The organism is Vibrio sp. 10N.247.311.14 (assembly GCF_041467715.1).
Classification (GTDB): domain Bacteria; phylum Pseudomonadota; class Gammaproteobacteria; order Enterobacterales; family Vibrionaceae; genus Vibrio; species Vibrio crassostreae_C.
Genome location: NZ_JBFSVE010000010.1, coordinates 36,459 through 59,329, shown reverse-complemented (window position 1 = coordinate 59,329; position 22,871 = coordinate 36,459). Strand labels below are relative to the sequence as shown.

The following is a 22,871-nucleotide window of genomic DNA, read 5'->3' as shown; positions in this document are numbered from 1 at the left end:
TTCTTAAGGTCAGCGGATTAGGAAGAGGCTAATGAAAAAGGGATTTGTGATAGCGATATCAATCGGCTTTGTTGTCTTCTTCCTTGTTGGTCGTGAGCTTCAGTGGTTCGGGTCCAGTAATTCCGAGTCGTTTCCTAAACTTCCGGATAGTCCCCAATTTGTTCCTTCTATCGATTTCGACAGTGAGTGGCTAGGCCGCCGTATTAACACCACTGGCAATAATATGTGTGAACGCACAACTATTACCGGAACCATTCGTGAGGGTAAGGCTACCCTAAGGCTTACCTACAACGGTACACCGTTAGAGGGCTGGGTTACGGAAAGCGGCGACTTACGTTTATATGCTAAACATCGCCAATGGGATTATCGTTTTTCCGCACATGGCAGTGGCAATAGATTTGATGGCCGATGGCACTTAACCAATGGACCGTGCCAAGGAAGTTGGTTTATAGAAAAGCTGGATGATAGTTTTGGCGCTGATGAATAATGAAGTAATGAAAAAGCTAGGTTGGTTCATGGTACGGCTGGGCATCGCGTACTTATCAATCGGAGTGTTGCTGGGCGTTGTCATACTTAACAACACTTATGCTCCACGCTTTTTCTCAATGGACTGGGACATTATGGCGTGGTTTGCCGTCTTGGTGACCATACTAAGTTATGTACTATTTCGGATAAAGAGGACGACTAATATCGGCAAACTTATGTTTGCGAGTATTTTGGGAACCGTTGTTTTGTTTATGTATGCTGAAGAAAGGTATTGGATTGCTAATATTAACGTGCGCTCTTGGAGTCTGTTTCTTGGTGTATTGTATGTGTCTATGCTTTTATATTTCTTGTTTCCCCACCGATGGTTAAAGCCGTTTCTGTTTTTATCTCCTGTTGCTGCTGGCTCATGGGTTTTATTCTGGATAGGTTATACGCCGATTAACGTCACTTTGGAGCATCATGGAAGTGCAAGGGACAATTCCAGACGAAAAATATCACAAGGCAATCGCTATGCTCCCCGAGGTTTATAGCGCTTGTCTGATATCGGCATTGCTTTGGACTTCACAGATACTAGGTGTTTACGTCTTGGCGTACTGGGGAAACAACCCGCGGGTGAGTTACCAAAATGCGGTGCGGTCGGTAAGATCAATAGTTAGCCCTTCAAAGTGATTCAACATATGCGGCATTTTTCTATGCCGTATTCAGATGTGATTTGAAAAAAAAGGACACAATATGGAAGTAAGGTTGGTCAAAGGTTCAGATCCTAAGTTCGCAGAGCAGATCACCAAAACGAATATGGCGAGTTACTACGATGCGCGTGGAATCGCTTGGGGTCATAGCCAGTTTTTACGTAGCTGGGATGAACTGGATAACTATGAAATTTATGTGGGGGATAGCCGTATTGGTGTTGTTCGCTTCAGTTACGCCAGTGGTACAACGTTTCTTAGGGACTTGCAGATATTAGCTGACTATCAAGGTCGAGGTTTTGGCTCTAAGTGTCTCGATTTAGCTATTGAACATGCGAACAATCAAGCATCAACTCAGTTAGTGCTACGTGTGTTCAGTGAGAATCCCGCGATTAAGCTTTATCAATTAAAAGGTTTTACTCAGTTGTCTGAAGTGAAAGGGCTCGTTGAAATGGAGCTGCCTTTAGGGTCATCATTGAGAGAGTGTCATGGATAACCGTATCCAACTAAATTTTGTTAAATACTTATTTTCAGAGTTGCTGTTTATTGTTATTGCACTAGGTCTTGTCTATTGGATATCAGACGGTGATCGTTCATCGCTGCTAACCATAGGGCTGATAATTTGTGTTCCTCCATTAATAAAAATTCTAATGTTGTGGTGGAAGCTTCGCGATAGCTCGTTTGAAATCACGAACGGTCATGTACGTTTAAATGGCGTTGCTTGTGATGTGACTTTACAGCGTAGCTTTCTTCCGTTTGAAATTGGCTCATTCATCAAGCTTTCATACACGAAAGGTGCAATGCAGAAACACAATATTTACCTTTCTAAAGGCGCAATGAGCAAAGAAGAACGGAGCCGTATGTTAGCGTGTCGAACTAGGTCGCCATAAAGAAGCGACATCGCTGTTACTTGAGCTTTTAGTTTCCACGACGAATAGCGATGCGATTAAAGAGTACCAACGAGCGATCTCTTTATATGCTCAAGACCTAGATAAAACCTGGTAAGCAGCGCGTAAAGCTCATTAACTCACATAACAAAAAGCCTAAGCATCAATATGATACTTAAGCTTAAAGGCATAGTTTTTGTTCTTTAGGAAAGCGTTACGCTGAAAGCTCTTTACGAACGATCTCTGCGCCAGCACTGAGCGCATTAAGCTTCGCTGAGGCAATTTCGCGAGGTAGGGGTGCCATGCCGCAGTTAGTGCAAGGGTAGAGCTTGTCTGCATCAACGTACTTAAGTGTTTCTCGTAGAGTGTTAGCCACTTCTTCTGGTGTTTCAATTGAATCGGTTGCCACATCAATCGCACCAACCATCACTTTCTTGCCTCGCACCAGTTCAAGTAGCTCAAGAGGTACATGAGAGTTGTGACACTCTAAAGAGATGATATCGATATTCGATTGCTGCAGCTTAGGAAATACTTCTTCGTATTGGCGCCACTCGGTGCCTAACGTTTTTTTCCAATCCGTATTGGCTTTAATGCCGTATCCATAACAAATATGCACTGCTGTTTCGCACTTAAGCCCTTCGATGGCTCTTTCTAAGCACGCGATGCCCCAATCATTCACTTCATCAAAAAACACGTTAAACGCAGGTTCATCGAACTGAATAATATCAACGCCTGCAGCCTCTAACTCTTTTGCTTCTTCGTTGAGGATCTTCGCAAATTCCCACGCGAGTTTTTCACGGCTTGGGTAATGCGCATCGTAAAGTGTATCAATCATGGTCATAGGCCCCGGCAGAGCCCATTTGATCGGTTGATCGGTTTGTTGACGTAAGAATTTCGCATCTTCGACAAACACGGATTTCTGACGAGAAACAGGGCCAACGACTGTAGGGACACTTGCATCGTAACGGTCGCGGATTTTAACGGTTTCACGCTTTTCAAAATCAACACCATTCAAGTGTTCAATGAAGGTCGTTACAAAGTGCTGACGTGTTTGCTCACCGTCACTCACAATATCAATGCCTGCTTGCTGCTGCTCGTGCAGAGAGACACGCAGCGCATCTTGTTTGCCATCTGTGAGTTCTGCGCCTTGAAGTTTCCATGGCGACCAAAGCGTCTCTGGTTGTGCAAGCCAAGACGGCTTCGGCAAGCTGCCCGCTGTTGAAGTCGGTAATAGTGTTTTCATAATAATACTGCCTATCCTTGGGTGGTTTGAGAGCGCAATAGACGATTAAAGTGCGTAATTTGCCGACCAGTTCTCTAGAACTGATTGGTATGGCTTAATGAAATTCTCTTCTGCGAATTTACCTTGTTCAACCGCTAGCTGGCTTCGTTCTTCACGGTCGTACACGATTTGAGTCAGCGAGTGATCCAAGTTTTTCAAGTTTGGTTGGTAACAGTTGCCCGCAACCGCGTTTGCGTTGTAAATCTCAGGACGGTAGATTTTCTGGAACGTGCCCATGGTACTGATGGTGCTGATAAGCTCTAGGTTCGAGTAATCGTTCAGTAGATCACCAAAGAAATAGAAAGCCAAAGGTGCAACACTGTTTGGCGGCATGAAATAACGAACCTGTAAGCCCATCTTCTTAAAATATTGCTCAGTTAAAGAAGACTCATTCGGCTGGTATTCAAAACCTAATACTGGGTGTTGGTTTTCAGTGCGGTAATAGGTTTTATTATCTGACACGCTCAAGCAAATAACAGGTGGCTTATTAAAGTTCTTTTTGTAAGCGTCAGAGTTAACGAAATATTTAAATAGCTTGCCGTGTAAATCACCAAAATCTTCTGGAATGCTGAATTTATCTTGGCCTTTATTATGATCCAATAGACGTACGCTAAAGTCATAATCTCGAACATAAGAAGAGAAGTTATTTCCGATAATACCTTCAATACGCTCGTTCGTTTTTCGGTCCAGGATATTGGTTTTCAGTACTTCAATTGAAGGGAATGCTTCGCCGTTGCTTTCAATGTCCATATCAACAGAAATGATTTCAAGCTCAACAGAGTAACGGTCGCCCTTAGGATTGTCCCAGTGTGCTAACGCGTTGAAACTGTTATCGATCATTTGTAGCGCATTACGCAAGTTCGCTTGGCGGCTGTCGCCTCTAGCCAGGTTAGCAAAGTTGGTTGTGATACGCGTGCTGTCTGCAGGCTGGTAGTTTTCGTCGAGGCTAATGCTCTTAATCGTAAAATTAAATTCTTTATTCATGCTGATTTAGTATCCCAATTTGTTTTCTGATTCTCTCGGTCTTTAGTATTAAAACGGCTTTTATTTTTTGCTTGTGACCGGATTAAGAATCGAAGGCTATGCTGTCTGACATCAATGCTTAGTAGAATTAATGTCGTATAAAGTTAATCGCTTAAGGTTTTTATACGTTGATAGGTTCACCATTAACAATGGTATTACTTCACATTGAACATGAGGAATATTCATGATCTATTCTGTTTGAATATTTAAGCCGGTGTCAGTTATATTAATTAGCTTGATGGAAATATAACCACATTAATAGTGTGTTATTTAAGACGATTAATTTAATTAAGAGATGGATGAAATGAGTGAATTGCTGTTGTTGATTTTATACTGTGCATTATTAGGCAGTGGTGTTGGTTTTCTTGCCGGGCTTTTGGGGATTGGCGGAGGGCTGATCATTGTTCCGGTGCTAAGCAGCATTTTACTTCACTTAGAGATTCTACCTGCGGATCAAGTGGTTGTTGCGGCCATCGCTACTTCGTTGGCATCGATACTGTTCACCTCAACTTCTTCTGCACTTGCTCACCACAAGAATGGAAACGTGCCTTGGGAACTGGCGCCTTGGATCATGCTCGGTGTTGCTCTAGGTGCACTGGTTAGTGGCTTTATGGCGGCTCTGTTGCCGGAAAAAGTCGTTCGTATTGTGTTCGCCGTGAGTGTGGTTCTTATTGCGATCAAGATGTTCTTAAGCAGTAAAAATGATGCACCTAAGGAACGAAAACTGCCAAACAAGGGCGTGCTAACTGTGCTGACAACCATTACGGGTGGCTTGTCTGCCATGATAGGCATTGGTGGCGGTGCATTGCTGGTTCCGTTATTAACGTTCTTCTCTGTCGATATGAAAAAGGCCATAGGTTGTGCCTCAGCTTGTGGCATTGTGATAGCGCTATTTGGCTCGATAGGTTACATCAGTTCGGGCAGCAGCCACTTTGCTCTATCTAATGGTTTTGCTGGCTTTGTTTATCTGCCTGCGCTGCTGGGTATTGTGTGCACTTCATGGTTTACGGCTCCGTTGGGCGCAAAAGCCACCAACCATTTACCGGTTCCAACGATTAAGAAAATCTTCTCAATACTGCTGGTGGTTATCGCAGCAAGCATGGTTGCTCGTTAATTAAAGACCGCCCTCTGGCCTGTAACTGATTCAGTTTCTTTATCAATTAGACATTTAGGTGCGAGAAAACGCATGTAAGTGTCTAATTGCGATCTGAGTCTATCAATCGCCGTATTAACGCCTTTTAATGCATCATGGCTCATAATAAGATTGTTCACGTTTTATAAATATTCAAATGTGGTCAAATACTTACTTAAAGGAGCAAGTGATGGCACGAGAAATCTCATTTAAGAACAGCGGCCCACATTGGAACGTTGTTCTATCAATGACGATAAGTTACGTGATCGTATCTTTAGCGATTAACTTCTTTTATCACACTGAACTCCAGTTTTTCCCTTTCGTTACTTCAATCATCATCATGGTTGCTTTCTACGCTCTCGCCTCAAGATTCACTAAAAGCAATCTATCTTTAGTGGGTGAAGACATACATCTAAATGGTATTAAAGCGGACTTAATAATCAAAAACCCTGTCTTTGCTCGACAGTATATTCAAGTTAAATCTCTGACTCACAAGGGCTATTACAAGGTGAATGTTCGGAAAGGCCAGGTAGAGAAATCGGATTGGGAAATGTTGTTGAGAAAGGCTTCTCTGCAAAACGTTTAACGTTAACGCTTAATGGAAAGTACTCATATCAGTATCTTCTATCAACATGATTATCTTGATAAAACATTGTTATTTAACCCAATTCACTGCTATAGCTAAATGTATCTTGTTTGATTCAACGGAATGCTATCAATGAGTGGTTTATGGATCCTTTAACGCAGGGCGTGTTAGGCGCTTCTTTGTCACAATCGGCCAGCAAAAAACAGCATTTGGTTGTTGCTGGGGTATTAGGGCTGCTCTCTGGATTGGCTCCAGACTTAGATGCACTGATTAAGTCTCAAAGTGACCCTTTGTTGGCTTTGGAGTTTCATCGACAATTTACCCATTCACTCTTCTTTATCCCCATTGGCAGTTTGATCTGCGCCTTGGTTTTGCATCACTTGATTGCAAAAAAGCGCGGGCTTACTTTCAAACAAAGTTGGCTGTTTTGTGCTTTGGGTTATGGCACTCATGCACTGTTAGACGCTTGTACCACTTATGGCACGCAGTTACTTTGGCCTTTCACCAACGCGCGTTTTGCTTGGAACACTATCTCAATCATCGATCCTGCTTATACGCTTCTCATCCTAGTGTTGCTTGTGTGTGCAACGTTGAAACGAGCGCCTTGGCTCGCGCGTGTCGCGTTTGCTTGGGCGTTAATTTATCCAACATTAGGGATGATTCAACGAGACAGGGCAGAGGCGGTTGGGTGGCAATTAGCGCAAGAAAGGCAACACACGCCGATCCGATTAGAGGCAAAACCAAGCTTTGCTAATATCTTGGTTTGGAAAGTGGTGTACGAAACAGAGGCTCATTACCATGTAGACGCAGTGCGGGTCGGTTCATCGGTAAGCACGTATCCCGGAGAGTCGATCGTTAAGCTGAACGTTGGCAGGGATTTACCTTGGCTTGACCCTGACTCTCAACAAGCCAAAGACATTGAGCGCTTCCGCTGGTTTTCAAATGGTTATATTGCTCGGGACCCAACAGACGAGCTGCGTATTATCGATGTCCGATATTCAATTGTACCGAATCAAATGAAAGCACTTTGGAGCATCAAGCTATCAAAAGCTGTTGATGCAAATACGCATGTAAAATACGAAACCCACAGAGACAATACACCAGAATCGAGACAGCTCTTCTTCGCTATGCTCACTGGCGATAAATGATCTAGTTCTGAAAAGTACAAAGGCTGAGTCAGATAATCTGCTCAGCCTTTCTATTTCAGTGTTACTTAGCTTTCTTTGTTCGAAAACTAGGTAATAAAATACTACAGATAACGGCTTCTCAAATGATCTTTGAAGTACTGCGCATTCAAGGTTTCACCGGTTGCGCCTTTCACCAAGTCATCGGTGGTCAGCAGGCTGCCTTTGCTCCAAATATTCGATTCTAACCACGTGAGGATAGGAGACAGATCACCGCTTTCAATCACAGAGTTTATATCTACCGTTTTCTTCATTGAAGCCATGAACTGCGCCGCGTACATCGCACCTAGTGTGTAAGATGGGAAGTAACCGAATGCGCCGTCTGTCCCTCAGAAATGCCCCATTATTGCTGAGCTCATTACTATCTATCCGTTTGCTAATCATTATTTGACCAACTTTTCCTGATGTAGGTATGGTGTATAGGACTTATCATATAAATTTAGGCGGAGTTTAAGGTGAATAAAGAAACCAAAAAGAATTTTGATAAAGTATTTCAGGCTGCGTTAGCACTGTTTGGTAGTGAAGAAGCTGCTAATCAATGGCTTAAGCACCCAGTTCGAGGACTTGGTAACAAACGACCAATTGATTTGCGTTCGACAGCCGAAGGTACCAAGGCTGTACTCAATTTGATTGGCCGTTTAGAGCATGGAGTGTTTTCGTGAGCTTTGTTGCTACAAGCTTTTGCCCCAAAGTGTGCCAGTTCAACTTCCGTCAGAGTGTCTTGGTCAATAAAGAATAGACTCTGTCATTTTACTGCTCCCACAAATAAACGCTAACCGTCATCCCCTTGAAAAGGGGAACCTCATCAACGCGTCATGAATCTATTCTGGTGTCATTAATTTCTATTTAAGTGAGTCACACACTTTGGGCGATCCTAGTCTGTACGAGGCGACGGTGTAATTGGGATGGTTTGAAGAACGATAAGCTAAGCAGTCTCTATCCAGAATCTTGATAGTTTGAATTAGACACTGATCTTTCTGTGTAACAACTGGAACAGACGCTGCACATCTAACTCAGCATGTACTCGACTTGATAGCTCAGCTCTATCAACATGAAAGCGTATTCGAAAAGCCACGTTATTATCCGCAGATAAAACGCTAGAATATCGTCAAAAAAAGAGTAAGCCGATAGTGATTAGCTTTCTGTCCATAATACTAAACCAACTACTTTAGTCGGTGGTTATTAAGTTCAAGAGTAAGCAGGAATTCAACGCGGCTATAAATCATTTTTTACTGTGACTCTGCCAGAAGCAGGAGATTGCAGGCTCACTGACGTCTAGAATTAATGATGCTTTTCAGATGCTCTGTCGAGTACATTCAAGTTAACTGAGTATAGTGGATTTGTATTTATAACGTTTTCAATAACTGAATGCCATCACTTGGGAAAAGCTGATAGCCACTGCTGATCTCTTGTTGCTGCTGAGCTGTTACTTTAAGGGTACCGTCGATCACGATGGGCTCCCACGGGTCTATGTAGTCAATCGTTTGTTCGACATACACAATTTGGTTAGGCGGCGGTGGGGGAACGTGCAAGCAAGCGCCAAAGAAAGGCACCAACAGAAATGACTCAATCTTGTTCCCGTTGATTTCTAAAGGCACAACAAAACCCGCAATACGTTGCTCAGTATTGTTTAACGCACTAATTGTTTTACCGACAAGACTTTGTGGTGCCCGTACATCTAACGATTCTTCGTGGTTTACAGTTACTGGCGTTGACGAGTGGCGCTCTTCAATTGGAACCATATCAAGCCAAGACAAAATATCTTGCTCAGCGTGTATAATGTGACTAAACATTAGGCTTAGCACGACAAAGGAGTTATTCATTATTTTCATAAAAAAGGCCCCATATTTCAGGGGGCACCTCAAAAGCGTAGTGAAACGAATTTTTCGTAAACACAGTCAGTATCACTTGGTACGCCGATACTGACTGTGTAAGTTCTAATCTTTATACAGACAAGCTATTCACTGCCACGTGATTAATTGGAAGAGAAAGCACCACGCATGATGCTGTGTACGGAAGTGTTATCAACCGAGCGACCATGAACAACTTCACTGTTTACACCCCATGCCATCATTGGAACTGGTACATTAGTGTGGTTACCCCACAGCCAACTTACTTCTGGTACTTCGCCAGCGCCATTAGTTTTAAGCAGTTCTAGCCCGCCCGTTTCGTGATCAGCCGTGACAATCACCATTGTATCGTCGCGAGTCTCTGCCCAGTCAATAGCACTTTTTACTGATTCATCGAACTTAATCGTCTCATGGATCATGCGCTCTTCATCATTAATGTGACCAGCAAAATCGATTTGTGAGCCTTCAACCATTAAGAAGAAGCCATTTGGGTTTCGCGATAGGATATCAATTGCGACTTTCGTCATTTCTTCGACATGCGGAATATCAAGGCTTTCGTAGCTCCAGCCTTGCTGCGCTTGATACTCGGTTGGTAATACGTAAGGAATTTCATTTTCACCCAAAATAGCAGCAAATTTGATTGAAGCATTAGGGTCTTGCTCTGGAAGTGCTTCTACTGCTTTTAGCATTTCAGTGTTATTTTTTACTACGGTGTAGCCATTGTCTTTAGCCGCTCGGCTAATAACGTCAACATCCTTGACCTGTTTGCTACCACAAATCGCAAGGTTTGGCTGGACATCACCAAACATGCTGTCAGAAAGTTGCTCGAAATCGTTACGATTTGGTCCATGGGCGACGAAAGCCGCTGGTGTTGCATGCACACAATGAGAAGTCGCCACGACACCAACAGATTTACCCATTTTTTGCGCGGTTTCGAGTATAGTTTCTAAGTCTGAACCATCACCTGGACGTGCTTGTGCAATTGTACCAGAGACCACTTTTACGCCAGTAGACATTGCTGTCGCAGCTGCCGCTGAGTCGGTATAGTATTGCATACCAAGCCCAGCTAGTTTTTCATAACCGAGCGTATCAGCACTAGCAGTATGAATTTGGCCGACGTGAGACGCTGAATCCATAAACAGTGCTTGACCATTGAACGCGCGAGTTACATCAAGCTGTGCGTAACCCATGCCATCGCCAATCATTAGAATCACGTTGTTTGTTGGCGCCATTTCAACTACATCAACATCGTGCTGATCGACTGATTCAGAATCAAGTCCTTTATTGGTGGTCAGTGTGACTTGATAACGGCCTTGTGAATCCGCCTTGGCGATTTGGCGAAACTGCTCATTGTCGTGTCTTGTGTCATCTTGTAGCTCAACACCGACAGAGCTTGAATCGGTTTCCCAGTCATAACTCACTGCATGCGTACTGCCGTCTGCGCCAAGGTTGATCGGCATATCAATAGCAGTAAGCTTATCGTAGCCTGAGTTAGCACGTACTTTAGAAATTGACACGGGCACGGCCAGTTGTCCATCACCCAACGTTGAGATACCAAAGACGTAAGTACCCGCGACAACAGAAGAGTGTATTACGCCGCCAGGGTAGGTGGTGAGTGCCGAAGTACCTTCTTTTAGATCGATGAGCTGATTTTTTAGTGCACCATAAACCAGTTCATTGCCGTCGATCTCTTGTACTAAGTTGAATTGGATATCTTGGTCTTGGTCGAAAGACACCGTTACTTGATAGTTACCTGCACCAGCGTAATCAAACTGATAAGCATCAGGGGTATCCCAATTGTTAAAACTACCAGAAAGATAGACAGGGCTAGTTAGTGCATCAACGTCAGAATCAGTGATATTTTCAATATATAGTGTTGGGTTGTTGATACCTGAACTCGCGTCAAGGGAGAACTTGAAGGTTTGATCTTGGCCATCAACATCAATGTCCATGTTTTGGTTTTCAAACTCACCGTATTTGCGCTGAAGCTCATACAAGACGTCAGTGGTGACCAAACTATCTTGTTCTTGGGATATCGCGAGGTCACGTTCTTCACTCCACTCAGGGTCGGAAAGTTTAAAGGAATAGCTTCCAGACTCCATTTTAAACAGCGCTATATGCATACCATCGCCTTGATAATGGAACTGTGCTTCAGGTGGAGCCGACCAACTGTTCATCGAGCCTTTAATGTAAAGCCGACAATCTTTAGTTGGCGCTTCAGCAATTTCAGCATCAGTACATCCAAAAGGACCAGAATCGATGCTTTCTGCAATTTCTCTTTCAACGTATTCAGTGTTAGTTTCGTTACAACCAGCAAGTACCGCCAGTGTCATTGCTGACAACATGAGTGGACTTTTGTGAAAGGATTTCATTTTTCGCGTTTCCTAATTTATTTCGAGTGTGAAAGAAATTAGTCCTGAAATATGAAAGCAAAGCTTCAGTTTTATTACAAGTTATTGAATCAAATATTAAAATTTAGAAATGCGCCTTAAGTTTTCCAACATAGGCTGTTGACTGAGTAATTAACGAGCTCCTTCTCAGCCCTAAAAATGAAAAAAGTCACCCTTGATTTTAATGTGTTGACGAAAGGGTAAGCTGATCTACGCCAGCAGAACTAAGCGACTTTCCGATACCAATAGTTATCCGAACTTCTCTAATTAACGGATTACTCAAAGAAAGTTTTGTCCACTTTTGAGTTAGAGAGCGCTGCTTTTCGGTGTGTGATCAAGGAATAAACCACGTTTGCCTTTGGCATTTTGAACCTTTGCATCAGGCCGTTGTGTTCCTAAGATGAGTAATACTTGTACTACGCTTTGTTCAGCTTGGTTCTACTTACACAGCAAGCTCTGCAAGTAGAACACTTCAATCTGGTTGGGCGTTTTATCTAAAGATAACGACTTCTCAAATGATCTTTGAAGTATTGCGCATTCAAGGTTTCGCCCGTTGCACCTTTCACCAAGTCATCGGTGGTCAGCAGGCTGCCTTTGCTCCAAATGTTCGATTCTAACCAAGTGAAGATAGGGGATAGGTCACCACTTTCAATTACAGAGTTCACATCCACCGTCTTCTTCATTGACGCCATGAACTGAGCCGCGTACATCGCACCTAGTGTGTAAGATGGGAAATAACCGAATGCTCCGTCTGTCCAGTGGATGTCTTGCATACAGCCGTTAGTGAAGTTACCTTGAGTGCTTAAACCAAGGTAAGACTGCATCTTGGTATTCCATAACTCTGGCACGTCAGTGTGTTTGATCTTGCCGTTGATCAAGTCACGCTCAATCTCGTAACGCAGGATAACGTGTGCAGGGTAGGTGAGTTCATCAGCATCGACACGGATGAAGTCTTTCTTCACGCGCGTGTAGATCTTCTGGAAGTTTTCTTTCTCAAATTCTGAGCCTGAGAATTGCTGACCAGCCAAGTTCGCTAAGTGTCCAATGAACGGGTCGCTGCGGCCGACTTGCATCTCGAAGAATAAAGATTGAGATTCATGAATGCCCATAGAACGAGCTTCCCCCGCTGGTTGTCCTGCTAGGTGTTTTGGTAAGCCTTGTTCGTAACGCGCGTGCCCAGTTTCATGCACAATACCCATTAAGCTTTGAACGAACTCCGCTTCGTCGTAGCGAGTTGTGATACGCACGTCTGAAGGGACGCCGCCACAGAATGGGTGAACACTTTCATCCAATCGGCCGTGTTCGAAATCGAACTGAAGCAGCTTCATGACTTCTAAACCAAGAGCTTTCTGTTTCTCGGTCGAATAGATGCCAGATGGTGCGTTAAATTGCTCGCTCGATTGCTTTTCGATCACTTCATCAATCAAGCTTGGTAGCCAGGTTTTAACGTCTGCAAACAAGATATCAAGCGAAGCAGAGCTAGTGCCCGGTTCATAGATATCCAGCATCGCATCATAAGGCGTTAAATTAGCTGCGTCGGCGCGGATCTGCGCTTCTTCACGAGAAAGCTCAACCACTTCACGCCAGTTCTTTTCGAATCCAACCCAGTCGTTGTTACCGCGTTGGCTACGCCACGCATGTTCACATTTTGAACCCGATAGAGATTTCGCTTCAACCAGTTTTTCTGGAAGTAGGTTTGCTTGTTGCCACTGGCGTTTTATTTCACGAAGTGACGATTGTTGCTCAGTGTTCAGCGCTTCATTTTCAGCGTCTGCAATCCAATCGCCAAGCTGTGGTTGAGTCATTAAGCCGTGAATATGAACAGAAAGCTCGGCCATCGCTTCACTACGAGCTTGGTTACCACCTTCTGGCATCATTGAAGCTTGGTCCCAACCACAAATAGAAGCTAGGTGTTGAAAGCGTGAACATTTTTGAGAGTGTTCGACTAGTTTTTTGAATGCGCTCATTTGACTACTCTTAATTTGGTTTCTTTAAATGATCCTTAGGGCTGCGTCAGCGTTAAGGTTCATCTCGTGTACTTTGATTATGGCTTTGCTTTTTAATGACGCCGACCTTCGCAGTCGAAGATATAGCGAGAAAAGCATGAGGCGATACGATGCCTTGAATTTACTATTTCTTAACAAATCAAACTGTTCTATTGTGCACAAAATCAGTGAGTTGTATAGCTGGTGGCAATTGTTGCTTGCGAATTGTTCAGATACACGGTATTGATGATAGATCGCTGAACAAAAATGACAATGATATGGATATTTTGAACTTTGAGGCATTTCTAATTGCCATCACTATTTTAACGCTAACGCCGGGCTTAGATACGGCTTTGGTGATTCGCAATACTAGCCGCTCTGGCTTAGCTGACGGTTGTATGACGAGCTTTGGTATTTGTAGCGGCTTGTATGTACACGCGTTTTTCTCTGCTGTGGGTATATCTGCAATCCTCGCCCAATCCGCTGAACTCTTTCAAGCCGTTAAGATGGTAGGTGCGGTTTACCTCATCTGGCTTGGCTTAAGCAGTTTGCGAGCGTTGATGAAAAACGGTGGCGGTTTGAAGGTCGGAGAACAAGCTCAGCAGGCTTACAGTGCAAAGCGTTCTTTGCGTGAAGGCTTTCTGTCTAACGTTCTTAACCCAAAAACAGCAGTTTTCTATCTGGCCTTTTTACCTCAATTTGTAAACCCTGAAGGTTCGCCTTTATTGCAATCTATGTTGATGGCTTCGGTACACTTTATGATTGCGATGGTATGGCAATGTGGTTTGGCTGGCGCGCTTAACTCGGCTAAAAATTTGCTCAAAAACGCGAGTTTTATGAAGTGGATGGAAGGCGTGACGGGCATGGTGCTGGTTGGGCTGGGTGTTAAGCTTCTGATGGAAGAGCCTGTGTAGTTCACCGTTTTCAGTTGAACATGAATATATGAAAGCCCACGATGTGTCGTGGGCTTTGTGCTTTATTACTGGTAGATCTTTGTACCGATCTTATTCTACAGCGCAGTTATTCAACGACGCTAATGTTCATCTCAGCACCTTCGAAACCTAAGTCACTCAACTCATCGGCGTTAAAGTTGGTGGTAACTTCGATGTCGCCAATGCGCTCAGTAGATTCGTTGACGGAATCAGTACTTCTTTTGCTGCGTAGATTGTTAGTAATTGGTGTTGCTTGTCCAATTTCGATAGTACCTGCAAATTGAGATTCAGCGTAGAAATCTCCAGACACGTAAGAGTGGAAGGGGCGTAAGCTTCCGCCAGTCGCGTATTGCATGCTTGATAAGCCAGCTTCTTTAATCGCCCAGCCCCAATCCCACCATTTAGTTTCACCTGGGATGTAACGGTGATCCCATTGGTAGCGAATGTCGGCAGATTCACTGCTGCCACGGCCCATGGTGAAGGTATGAGCCTTGTACGGGCGGTTATCTGGATGAGAGTGCCACGCGTTGCCACCCCAACGAAGGAAGCCGTTGAATTCAACATCGTAGCTAATATCGGCGTTGAATCGGTACGGGTAAGAGATGCTTGAACGATACAGCTCAACTCGAATCGGTAGCTCCGAATTCGCAGGAACCATAGGACGAGCTTGAAGTGTTACTTGTTCGCTAGTGGAGTTGCCATTTGTTTCAGCGAAGCTTTGGTTAGCCTCGAACTTAACGGTGAGCTTAGTTTCGCCAACCAAAGGCCACTTGAAGGTGTTCTCTGTTTGAACGCTCTGTGAGAATCCGTAGCTGTTCGTTTTCGACCAGTTTGTTGATTCGTCTACTTTTAGGTCTACCACCACTTGTTGCGCGATGTTGCTGTTGTTTCTTGCCGTCGCGTAAACCGTTTTCACTAGTTCACGATCCGACTCGACAACATCACCATGCCAAAAGTTGTCGTCGTTAACGGTGTAGGCAAAATTGTCGACGGTGATTTTGGTTTTTTCATCACAGCGATAGCCGCTACAAGAGCCATTGTTATTTCCTTGTATTACCCAACTGTTGCCAGAGCGCTTTATCGTCATGTCTTCGCCCACGTACTGACTGTTATTACCGCCAATCCAAGCGTAACCTAGGTTGTGGGCTAAGTAGCTTAATGGGCGTACAAAGTCGTTACGGTTGTTCACTAATTCATACTGAACATCGATTTCGCTGCCTTCCTGAACCGATTTGGCGGAATAGTTAGGGATTTCAGATTGGTCGTTGTTTGGGTAACAGAACGTTGACCCACTGCTTGATTGCTTAATTTCGCCATGATAACCCGGCCCCATGATTACCCAGTTTCCTTTTAACCCGGTGATCTGCCAAGTGCCCATACGAGCGACCAAAGCACTCTTCTGCTCTCCGGCTTCATAACGGTCTATAGGACGATAACCAGAGCGACATACATCTTCACCAAGTTGGTCAAACACTATTTGGTCTGGGTAAATCTTCGCATTTACACCGGTTGATAGAACAGACAACACTGCGGTTGCTAAGAGACTTCTGTTTACTGTGATCATTAACAATTCCCTCATTTGTAATTTTTCTATTTTGATAATGTTTTGTGTGCCGTGCAGTTAACAAGACAAGTTCACTTTTTCATGTTGATAAATAGATAGATACTGAAAAGGGTTGAATTAAATTACCCCGTAAATTCAATGGCTTGTATTGTCATTAGTGTTTTTACGGTGAAAGAGTATGCAACTAAACGTAAATTGTTTGATGGGGCTCAAACCGTTTTTAGAAAAATGAAGGCCTATTATTCGGGCTTAGACGGCAAAACTATTTGACGTTATTTTTGACGCTTGTATGGGCTTTGTTGCGTAATTCAATGGAACTAAATCAAGAACCTACGATCTGATCAGCTACCACCACTCTCTCTCGTAGCCTTATGCCTAAACCTTGTTACAAAACAACCAACTGGAAGCAATACAACCAATCGCTCATTAACCGTGGTTCTCTGACCTTCTGGATCGATGAAGAAGCAATAAGTGGGTGGGCGCAAAGCAAACAGAATAAGCGCGGGAGGCCACGTCGGTTCAGTGATTTAGCTATTACGACAGCACTCATGGTGAAACGAGTTTTTTCTATGCCACTGAGAGCGCTGCAAGGATTTATCGACTCGATATTTAGGTTAGCCCATGTGCCGTTAAGTTGTCCGCATTACACCTGCATCAGTCGTAGAGCCAAGCAAGTTGAGGTCTCATTTAAGACTAAAGCGAGAGGAGCGATACAACACCTAGCCATTGATGCAACTGGCCTTAAGGTTTATGGCGAAGGTGAATGGAAAGTCAAAAAACACGGGACGGATGGCAAGCGGAGAGTCTGGCGAAAGCTGCATATTGCAGTTGATACAAGCACTCATGAGATCATTGCCGCCGAGCTAAGTTTATCAACGGTTACAGATGGTGAAGTACTCCCGAACCTACTGAAACAAACACGTCGAAGCATCCTTGAGGTGTCTGGTGATGGCGCTTACGACACGAGAGCGTGTCGCGCTGCTATTAAGATGAAGCGAGCCGTTGCGCTTATTCCCCCAAGAGAAGGGGCAGCCTTCTGGGAGCGTGGTCATCCTCGAAATCTCGCCGTGGGTTGCCAGAAATTATACGGCTCAAATAAGTATTGGAAAGAGCGGTATGGATACCACAAACGTTCATTGTCAGAAACAGCGATGTATCGAGTTAAACAGTTGCTAGGAGGACGATTGAGCTTAAGAAATTACAATGCCCAGGTGGGTGAAACTTACGCGATGATAAAAGCGTTGAACAAGCTTACTGGGTTAGGTATGCCTGAAACTTGTCGTATTGATTAAGAAATACGCGAAACGGGGTTGTTCTATCTTTAAATTTAATTACGCAACAAAGCCAATAATTTAAGACGTTTCGCTATGTGATGAAAATAAAAAAGCCCGCAGTTGAGTGCGGGCTTGGTATTCAATCACTTCAGTTTACGCTTTAACTGCTTCACAATCATGTGAAGACGTCAACGGTTTGAAGAATAGCTTGGTTTCTTCGATAACAACGTGGCGCAGCAAGATAAGCCCGATTAGGTTCGGAATTGCCATTAGGCCGTTCACGATATCAGCCATTATCCAGATCATGTCGAGCTTTAAGAATGCACCAGAAGCCACCAACGCAATGAAGATGATCTTGTAAGGCAATACAGCTTTGGTACCTAGCAAGAACACAACACAGCGCTCACCGTAGTAGTTCCAACCTAAAATTGTTGTAAACGCAAAGAAGATTAAGCCAACAGAAACCAACATAGGGCCAAGGGTATCTGCATTCAGACCAACAGCGAATGCGTGAGTGGTCATCGCAGCGCCTGAAAGATCAGTCTGCCAAGCACCCGTTAAGATAAGCGCCAAACCTGTCATCGTACAGATGATGATGGTGTCGAAGAAGGTACCTGTCATAGAGACAAGTCCTTGTTTCACACATGAGTCTGTTTTAGCCGCTGCTGCAGCCATTGGTGCGCTACCTAGGCCAGATTCGTTCGAGAACACACCACGAGCGATACCTGATTGGATAGCAAGCATGATGCTCGCGCCAAAGAAACCACCGGTTGCTGCTGTGTTGGTAAACGCAGAAGTCACAACAAGGGTAATGGCATTCAGTAGTTGGTCGGCATTTGAAATCAGAACGCTTAAACACGCGACGACGTACATAACCGCCATAGTAGGAACAACTTTCCCTGCCACTTTAGCGATAGATTGGATACCACCAAGGGTAACCACTGCCACTAATATCGTAAGAACGACAGCAGACATCTCACGCGAAGCGCCAAATGAGATTTGAGTTGCGTCCAAGATAGCGTTGACTTGTGGGAAGGTACCGATACCGAAGCAAGCAACGCCGAGCGCGAAGACAGCGAACATTACCGCTAAGATTCGTGAGCCGACACCGTATTGCAGGTAGTACATTGGGCCGCCAACCATTTCGCCATTGCTATCGGTTCTGCGGTATTTAACGGCGAGTAGACATTCTGCGTACTTGGTCGCCATACCAAATACAGCGGCAAGCCACATCCAGAATAGGGCACCAGGGCCACCAATCTTGATTGCGGTCGCTACACCAACGATGTTACCTGTACCAATGGTTGCTGAAAGTGCAGTACACAAAGCCGCGAAACTCGATACGTCACCCGTACCAGATTTGTCTTTGCTGAACACCATTTTCAGTGCAGTTGGGAGGTGTCTAAACTGGAGTAAGCCTAAGCGAAAAGTAAAGTAGATACCTGTACCCACTAGCAGAATAAGCAGTGGTGGTCCCCAAACGAATTGGTTGATGGTTTGTAGTGTAGCTTGTAGGTGGTTCATAGATTCCCCTTAATAAATTAAAAATTTAAGGAGAAGAGGGAAGGCAGTGCAGATCTCAGGGATCGGGGGCACTACTTAATACATACGGATTTCTAGATAGAATTCTTGTGTTAATTAAGGCTGTTGCTTTCCACTCCTCTGTCCTTTTGCCTGAGAGTTTCACTTAGCGAATCACTTATAGATAAGTAACGGGCACTAAGCTTGCTCCTTCGGCGACCGATCTAACGGTTCTCTCCAGAGGTTCCTCCAACGACAGTCCTCACTTTTCTGGATTTCTCCAGCATAAAGCACCTGAAAGATTTACTTCTTCGGCGGGTCAATCTAACTAAATGTTAATGTTTAGTTAAAAACCACTCTCCTGCAGTCTTCATCGGAACAATTACCTAAATAATTAGGTAATCTGTAGGCGTATCCTAGATCATATAAAATGTGATGTCAGCTACAAAATATCTGTTTGCACAAATGTTGTTCAACTAAATGATCAAACAACGACTCTCTGACGTAACTTGCTTATTTAAATGGTATAAAATAGAGAAACAAGGAGGAGTTATGACTCGACTAATAGCGATTGTTTTTTTATTGGCTTTGGCATTTGTACTATTTCGTTACCGGACAAACGAAAAACTGCAAAAATGGGTAGTGATAGTTATCGTTAGCAGTTTCCTCTTGTATACTGCCAGCTTGATGATTTCGGAGTTAACTCGTTAAGCCTGCCTGTAAACAGGTGGGATGAATGTGTTAGTAAAGCTTAAGTGCTTCTGGCTTGAGCGATAGGTTTAACTGAGCCTTCACAATCAGTATTGGCATTCGTGTCAGTGACCGCGTAACGTTAAATAAATTTTTGGGAGTACCCGCTAGTGAACCAGCAATCTGGACAAAGCGAACAAGATGAAGTGGTTGTTATAGAAGAACGCGATAAGCGCAGTCAGCTCTATATCGGCATTGCTGCGGTTATAGGTTTAGCACTGGGTGGCTTAATTGGTTCTACAGTTACGGCTTCTAAGTGGGAGTCCACTTACCAGGTACTCGAAACTCGTTATCAAGAACTGCATGACAGCAGAGCACAGTTGATGACATCCGTTGAAACTAAAGTGGCAAAAGTTGATACCGAAATCGATGCGAAAGTAGAAGCCGCTCTAGTGAAACAAACGGAAGAGCATCAAAAAGAGCTCCAGGAATTAGCGAAGCAGTCTTCGGTTTTAGAGAAGGCGAACTACTCGTTAGAGCAACAGCTAAATGAACAGAAGCAAACGTTAGAGCAAACTCAGCAAGACAACCAGAAACTTAATCGTCAGGCTGACATGCAATCGACTTTGTTTGAGCGTGCGCGTGAAGTTTTCCGAAAAGAATTACAGATTTCTCAAGAACTTGAAAAACTTGAGAAAGAAAGAGATCAACTCGAGCAGAATCTTGGTTCTCTTAAGAAAGCGTGTGATGTTTACTTAGATGGCACATCATGGGATGCGAAATCTGACGCGTGTGAGAAGCAAGATAACGCTAACTCTCGACTGAGTGATATAAGACAAATGATTGAAGTCCACACCATGGACCTCAAACAGATCAAAACTCTCACTGAAGAGATGGGTCTATAAGCCGAAGGCTTTACCAACCTAACGTTAGTTTTGCACTAAATATTGAAACGCCCACATCACACACGTGATGTGGGCGTTTTGCGTTTGTCGAGAGCATAGATCCGGTGCTTTCTCATTATTGATTATTTGCGTGTTTTCATTGTTTGCTTAGATATTTGTGAATAGTTACGTATATCCACAATGATATGTTACTTGTTGTCTATTAAATGACTTTGCATACATATTTTCAGCTCAGAGTCGCTGCATAATAGTGTTGTTCAGGATGAACACGCAGTCGATTGCTAGCTCGCATTTGGCTGCTTTGACGACAAGGGATGGAGTGATGCCAGAGTATCTTTGTGAGAACTGCACCATAGCTTATTGTTTCGATGATTGTCGCTCGCCATTAGCGCAAAAAGAGATGATCAAAGTAGAAGAGTTGGTTCGTCGTGTCGATGTTGAACACGATGATGAACAGAGTGAAAAGGGTGAAAAGAGTGAGCAGGGCATTGAAGGTAGTTATTCGCCTAATCGTTCAGACATAAAAAATCCCCACAAGCCAAGCTGGTAGGGATTTTGGATAAGTTGCAGTCCTGTTCTCGCTTTCTCAAGCAAAGGGTCTTACAAAAATTTTTAGAACAGTTTCGTTTTTAGAGCTGTGTCGTTTCTTAGAATGCAGTTAGCTACTAGAGCAAAACCTCATTCCACTAAACGTTATTTCTCATACGTTTTGATTTCGCCTGATTTCACACGAGCAACAAACGATTGCAGTTCTTTCTTCACAACTGGCATCAAGAAGTACAGACCAAGAATGTTGAAGATAGACATCGCAAAGATAGCCGCATCAGAGAAGTCGATTACCGCACCAAATTGAATCGTGGCACCAATAACAACAAACACACAGAACATCACTTTGAAAATCAGCTCCGTTGTTTTGCCTTCACCAAATAGGTAAGTCCAAGCTTTAAGACCGTAGTACGACCAAGAGATCATGGTAGAAAACGCAAACATGATTACTGCGAGAGCGAGTGTGTATTTGAATACTTCTGCCGTTTCAGTAAACGATGCAGCAGTCAGCGTTACGCCCGTTAAACCAGAACCATCGAATGGACCTACGTTTAAGCCAGCAATAGTGATAACCAATGCGGTCATTGTACAAATGATTACCGTATCAACGAACGGTTCTAATAGTGATACTAGACCTTCGGTGATTGGTTCTTTTGTTTTAACCGCTGAGTGAGCGATAGCTGCTGAACCTACACCTGCTTCGTTCGAGAATGTTGCACGTTTCAAGCCTTGAATTAGCGCACCAATAAATCCACCAACAACACCTTCACCAGTAAATGCACCTGTAAAGATTGCGCTGAACGCAGGGCCAACTTGATCAAGGTTAGAACCGATGACAATCAGAGCCATACCGATATACAGAGCAGCCATCCAAGGAACAACTTTTTCTGTTACCGATGCGATAGAAGGCATACCACCAACAATCACAGAGAAAACTAAAGAGGCAAGTACAAGGCCAGTGATCACACCGTATTCACTTGGTACATCAAATGCGTAAGTTAACATGGCGTGTGCTTGGTTAGCTTGGAACATGTTACCGCCGCCCAATGCGCCTAAAATACACATTAATGCGAAACCAATAGCGAGCACTTTACCTAGTCCACCTAAACCTCTTTCACCCAGGCCTTGGCTTAGGTAGTACATTGGACCGCCCGAAACAACACCTGAAGGTAGGATAGTTCGGTATTTCACACCTAAAGTACACTCACAGAACTTAGAAGCCATACCCAGAAGGCCACACAAGATCATCCAGAATGTCGCGCCAGGACCACCAATCGCAAGTGCAGCACCTACACCGGCAATGTTACCAAGCCCGACAGTACCAGAAAGCGCCGTTGTTAACGCTTGAAAGTGAGAAACCTCGCCGTCCTCTTTAGAGTTAGGATCGGTATACTTACCTTTGATAATGTCTATCGCCATGCCGACACGTTTAAATTGAACAAAGCCAAAATAAACAGTGAAGATGATCGCAGCGAGCAACAGCCAGCCAACAATCACGGGGAAGTTAGCTTCACCAATCGGTACACTTTTAAATATCAGCCCAACGAACCAACCTGTGTATTCGTTGAAAAACCCATCAACACTTTGACTTAAGTTGCTGATAGCTTGGTTAAATGATCCTTCTTCTGCAAATGCACTGGAACTAAACAATAATATAAACCCAAAAAATAATTCACGTATGTTTTTCATGGTTTTCCCTGTCTTTTTAATAAATTATGTTTGTTGCTGTTGTGTTTGTTTTCTATTTGATTTGTATATCTCAGCGGTATATCTACTTCATTCGACTGCAACATAAACGGCTGTAGCTAGGTCGAAAAACGAAATAAATATAAGTACTGATCTTGCTTTGTATGGATATCCTTTTGGTATGTGCACCAATAAGACTATGGTATTCGGGATATCAAGCCCTACTGATAATCCTATACATAAAAATAATGCCAACAAAGAG

Annotated in this window: 20 protein-coding genes, 2 pseudogenes and 1 riboswitch; of the genes and pseudogenes, 12 read left to right on the top strand and 10 right to left on the bottom strand. The window is 43.7% G+C overall.

Going from position 1 to position 22,871, the window contains the following annotated elements; all coding sequences use genetic code 11:
• Positions 1-31: 31 nt before the first annotated feature.
• From AB6F11_RS05570 to AB6F11_RS05555, 4 genes are all read left to right on the top strand, one after another.
• A complete protein-coding gene (locus AB6F11_RS05570) occupies positions 32-487 on the top strand; it encodes a hypothetical protein (protein WP_102394502.1) in 456 nt (151 codons plus the stop codon).
• The gene (locus AB6F11_RS05565) at positions 462-1,016 is read left to right on the top strand and encodes a hypothetical protein (protein ID WP_102394503.1); all 555 of its coding nucleotides are present in this window, start codon (positions 462-464) and stop codon (positions 1,014-1,016) included. Before AB6F11_RS05570 ends, AB6F11_RS05565 begins: the two co-directional genes overlap by 26 nt.
• A 202-nt stretch (positions 1,017-1,218) precedes the next feature.
• On the top strand, positions 1,219-1,668 hold the full coding sequence (locus tag AB6F11_RS05560; RefSeq protein ID WP_102394504.1) for an N-acetyltransferase: 450 nt from the start codon (positions 1,219-1,221) through the stop codon (positions 1,666-1,668).
• Positions 1,661-2,062, top strand: a complete 402-nt coding sequence (locus AB6F11_RS05555; RefSeq protein ID WP_102394505.1) for a hypothetical protein — start codon at positions 1,661-1,663, stop codon at positions 2,060-2,062. Before AB6F11_RS05560 ends, AB6F11_RS05555 begins: the two co-directional genes overlap by 8 nt.
• A gap of 211 nt (positions 2,063-2,273) precedes the next feature.
• On the opposite strand, the gene AB6F11_RS05550 is transcribed toward AB6F11_RS05555, so the two are convergent.
• Complete coding sequence (locus AB6F11_RS05550; RefSeq protein ID WP_102394506.1) at positions 2,274-3,302, bottom strand: methionine synthase; 1,029 nt, start codon at positions 3,300-3,302, stop codon at positions 2,274-2,276.
• A 45-nt stretch (positions 3,303-3,347) separates the two neighbouring features.
• Complete coding sequence (locus AB6F11_RS05545; RefSeq protein ID WP_004733564.1) at positions 3,348-4,325, bottom strand: DUF1852 domain-containing protein; 978 nt, start codon at positions 4,323-4,325, stop codon at positions 3,348-3,350.
• A gap of 343 nt (positions 4,326-4,668) precedes the next feature.
• Here AB6F11_RS05545 and AB6F11_RS05540 point away from each other — a divergent pair, with 343 nt between their 5' ends.
• The 3 genes from AB6F11_RS05540 to AB6F11_RS05530 all read left to right on the top strand — a co-directional run bounded on the left by AB6F11_RS05540 (position 4,669) and on the right by AB6F11_RS05530 (position 7,230).
• On the top strand, positions 4,669-5,478 hold the full coding sequence (locus AB6F11_RS05540; RefSeq protein WP_102394514.1) for a sulfite exporter TauE/SafE family protein: 810 nt from the start codon (positions 4,669-4,671) through the stop codon (positions 5,476-5,478).
• A gap of 175 nt (positions 5,479-5,653) precedes the next feature.
• Positions 5,654-6,082 (top strand): hypothetical protein, encoded by a 429-nt coding sequence (locus AB6F11_RS05535; RefSeq protein WP_102394507.1) that lies wholly within the window; start codon positions 5,654-5,656, stop codon positions 6,080-6,082.
• 143 nt (positions 6,083-6,225) lie between these two features.
• Complete coding sequence (locus tag AB6F11_RS05530) at positions 6,226-7,230, top strand: metal-dependent hydrolase (protein ID WP_102394508.1); 1,005 nt, start codon at positions 6,226-6,228, stop codon at positions 7,228-7,230.
• A gap of 101 nt (positions 7,231-7,331) precedes the next feature.
• On the opposite strand, the pseudogene AB6F11_RS05525 reads toward AB6F11_RS05530, so the two are convergent.
• Positions 7,332-7,592, bottom strand: a pseudogene (locus AB6F11_RS05525) (carboxypeptidase M32); the annotation flags it as partial.
• Between the two features lie 129 nt (positions 7,593-7,721).
• On the opposite strand from AB6F11_RS05525, the gene AB6F11_RS05520 reads away from it, so the two are divergent.
• Entirely contained in the window at positions 7,722-7,928 is a 207-nt protein-coding gene (locus tag AB6F11_RS05520; RefSeq protein ID WP_102394509.1) for an antitoxin Xre/MbcA/ParS toxin-binding domain-containing protein, read from the top strand.
• Between the two features lie 684 nt (positions 7,929-8,612).
• Here the strand turns inward: AB6F11_RS05520 and AB6F11_RS05515 are convergent.
• From AB6F11_RS05515 to AB6F11_RS05505, 4 genes and pseudogenes are all read right to left on the bottom strand, one after another.
• Entirely contained in the window at positions 8,613-9,098 is a 486-nt protein-coding gene (locus AB6F11_RS05515; RefSeq protein WP_102394510.1) for a DUF3299 domain-containing protein, read from the bottom strand.
• Positions 9,099-9,241: 143 nt separating this feature from the next.
• Positions 9,242-9,925, bottom strand: a complete 684-nt coding sequence (locus tag AB6F11_RS21695; protein WP_346762955.1) for an alkaline phosphatase — start codon at positions 9,923-9,925, stop codon at positions 9,242-9,244.
• Positions 9,926-9,943: 18 nt separating this feature from the next.
• Positions 9,944-10,348 (bottom strand): annotated as a pseudogene (locus AB6F11_RS21690) (alkaline phosphatase); the annotation flags it as partial.
• Between the two features lie 1,652 nt (positions 10,349-12,000).
• Positions 12,001-13,473 carry a carboxypeptidase M32 gene (locus AB6F11_RS05505; protein ID WP_102394512.1) on the bottom strand — a complete coding sequence of 491 codons (1,473 nt, stop codon included), beginning with the start codon at positions 13,471-13,473 and terminating at the stop codon, positions 12,001-12,003.
• A 296-nt stretch (positions 13,474-13,769) separates the two neighbouring features.
• On the opposite strand from AB6F11_RS05505, the gene AB6F11_RS05500 reads away from it, so the two are divergent.
• Positions 13,770-14,405 carry a LysE family translocator gene (locus AB6F11_RS05500; RefSeq protein WP_017058961.1) on the top strand — a complete coding sequence of 212 codons (636 nt, stop codon included), beginning with the start codon at positions 13,770-13,772 and terminating at the stop codon, positions 14,403-14,405.
• 106 nt (positions 14,406-14,511) lie between these two features.
• Here the strand turns inward: AB6F11_RS05500 and AB6F11_RS05495 are convergent, their stop codons facing one another.
• On the bottom strand, positions 14,512-15,987 hold the full coding sequence (locus tag AB6F11_RS05495) for an aerolysin family beta-barrel pore-forming toxin (protein ID WP_102394513.1): 1,476 nt from the start codon (positions 15,985-15,987) through the stop codon (positions 14,512-14,514).
• 371 nt (positions 15,988-16,358) lie between these two features.
• Between AB6F11_RS05495 and AB6F11_RS05490 the strand changes: the two genes are divergently transcribed.
• Complete coding sequence (locus tag AB6F11_RS05490; protein WP_065583724.1) at positions 16,359-17,279, top strand: IS5 family transposase; 921 nt, start codon at positions 16,359-16,361, stop codon at positions 17,277-17,279.
• A gap of 135 nt (positions 17,280-17,414) precedes the next feature.
• On the opposite strand, the gene AB6F11_RS05485 is transcribed toward AB6F11_RS05490, so the two are convergent.
• Positions 17,415-18,785: a sodium:alanine symporter family protein gene (locus AB6F11_RS05485; RefSeq protein ID WP_017066272.1), complete on the bottom strand. Its 1,371-nt coding sequence runs from the start codon at positions 18,783-18,785 to the stop codon at positions 17,415-17,417.
• Positions 18,786-18,913: 128 nt separating this feature from the next.
• Positions 18,914-19,033, bottom strand: a riboswitch (glycine riboswitch).
• Between the two features lie 609 nt (positions 19,034-19,642).
• Between AB6F11_RS05485 and AB6F11_RS05480 the strand changes: the two genes are divergently transcribed.
• Together AB6F11_RS05480 and AB6F11_RS05475 are read left to right on the top strand one after the other, a co-directional pair.
• Entirely contained in the window at positions 19,643-20,377 is a 735-nt protein-coding gene (locus AB6F11_RS05480; RefSeq protein ID WP_017059725.1) for a chromosome segregation ATPase, read from the top strand.
• Between the two features lie 322 nt (positions 20,378-20,699).
• On the top strand, positions 20,700-20,927 hold the full coding sequence (locus tag AB6F11_RS05475) for a hypothetical protein (protein ID WP_065584878.1): 228 nt from the start codon (positions 20,700-20,702) through the stop codon (positions 20,925-20,927).
• Between the two features lie 143 nt (positions 20,928-21,070).
• Here the strand turns inward: AB6F11_RS05475 and AB6F11_RS05470 are convergent, their stop codons facing one another.
• On the bottom strand, positions 21,071-22,612 hold the full coding sequence (locus AB6F11_RS05470) for a sodium:alanine symporter family protein (protein WP_017059723.1): 1,542 nt from the start codon (positions 22,610-22,612) through the stop codon (positions 21,071-21,073).
• Between the last annotated feature and the right edge of the window lie 259 nt (positions 22,613-22,871).

What these genes read in the sequence shown, in the direction of transcription:
- AB6F11_RS05570 (WP_102394502.1), top strand. Translation starts at nt 32, where the DNA reads ATGAAAAAGGGATTTGTGATAGCGATATCAATCGGCTTTGTTGTCTTC.
- AB6F11_RS05565 (WP_102394503.1), top strand. Translation starts at nt 462, where the DNA reads ATGATAGTTTTGGCGCTGATGAATAATGAAGTAATGAAAAAGCTAGGT.
- AB6F11_RS05560 (WP_102394504.1), top strand. Translation starts at nt 1,219, where the DNA reads ATGGAAGTAAGGTTGGTCAAAGGTTCAGATCCTAAGTTCGCAGAGCAG.
- AB6F11_RS05555 (WP_102394505.1), top strand. Translation starts at nt 1,661, where the DNA reads ATGGATAACCGTATCCAACTAAATTTTGTTAAATACTTATTTTCAGAG.
- AB6F11_RS05550 (WP_102394506.1), bottom strand. Translation starts at nt 3,302, where the DNA reads ATGAAAACACTATTACCGACTTCAACAGCGGGCAGCTTGCCGAAGCCG.
- AB6F11_RS05545 (WP_004733564.1), bottom strand. Translation starts at nt 4,325, where the DNA reads ATGAATAAAGAATTTAATTTTACGATTAAGAGCATTAGCCTCGACGAA.
- AB6F11_RS05540 (WP_102394514.1), top strand. Translation starts at nt 4,669, where the DNA reads ATGAGTGAATTGCTGTTGTTGATTTTATACTGTGCATTATTAGGCAGT.
- AB6F11_RS05535 (WP_102394507.1), top strand. Translation starts at nt 5,654, where the DNA reads ATGTGGTCAAATACTTACTTAAAGGAGCAAGTGATGGCACGAGAAATC.
- AB6F11_RS05530 (WP_102394508.1), top strand. Translation starts at nt 6,226, where the DNA reads ATGGATCCTTTAACGCAGGGCGTGTTAGGCGCTTCTTTGTCACAATCG.
- AB6F11_RS05515 (WP_102394510.1), bottom strand. Translation starts at nt 9,098, where the DNA reads ATGAAAATAATGAATAACTCCTTTGTCGTGCTAAGCCTAATGTTTAGT.
- AB6F11_RS21695 (WP_346762955.1), bottom strand. Translation starts at nt 9,925, where the DNA reads ATGTTTGGTGATGTCCAGCCAAACCTTGCGATTTGTGGTAGCAAACAG.
- AB6F11_RS05505 (WP_102394512.1), bottom strand. Translation starts at nt 13,473, where the DNA reads ATGAGCGCATTCAAAAAACTAGTCGAACACTCTCAAAAATGTTCACGC.
- AB6F11_RS05500 (WP_017058961.1), top strand. Translation starts at nt 13,770, where the DNA reads ATGGATATTTTGAACTTTGAGGCATTTCTAATTGCCATCACTATTTTA.
- AB6F11_RS05495 (WP_102394513.1), bottom strand. Translation starts at nt 15,987, where the DNA reads ATGATCACAGTAAACAGAAGTCTCTTAGCAACCGCAGTGTTGTCTGTT.
- AB6F11_RS05490 (WP_065583724.1), top strand. Translation starts at nt 16,359, where the DNA reads ATGCCTAAACCTTGTTACAAAACAACCAACTGGAAGCAATACAACCAA.
- AB6F11_RS05485 (WP_017066272.1), bottom strand. Translation starts at nt 18,785, where the DNA reads ATGAACCACCTACAAGCTACACTACAAACCATCAACCAATTCGTTTGG.
- AB6F11_RS05475 (WP_065584878.1), top strand. Translation starts at nt 20,700, where the DNA reads ATGCCAGAGTATCTTTGTGAGAACTGCACCATAGCTTATTGTTTCGAT.
- AB6F11_RS05470 (WP_017059723.1), bottom strand. Translation starts at nt 22,612, where the DNA reads ATGAAAAACATACGTGAATTATTTTTTGGGTTTATATTATTGTTTAGT.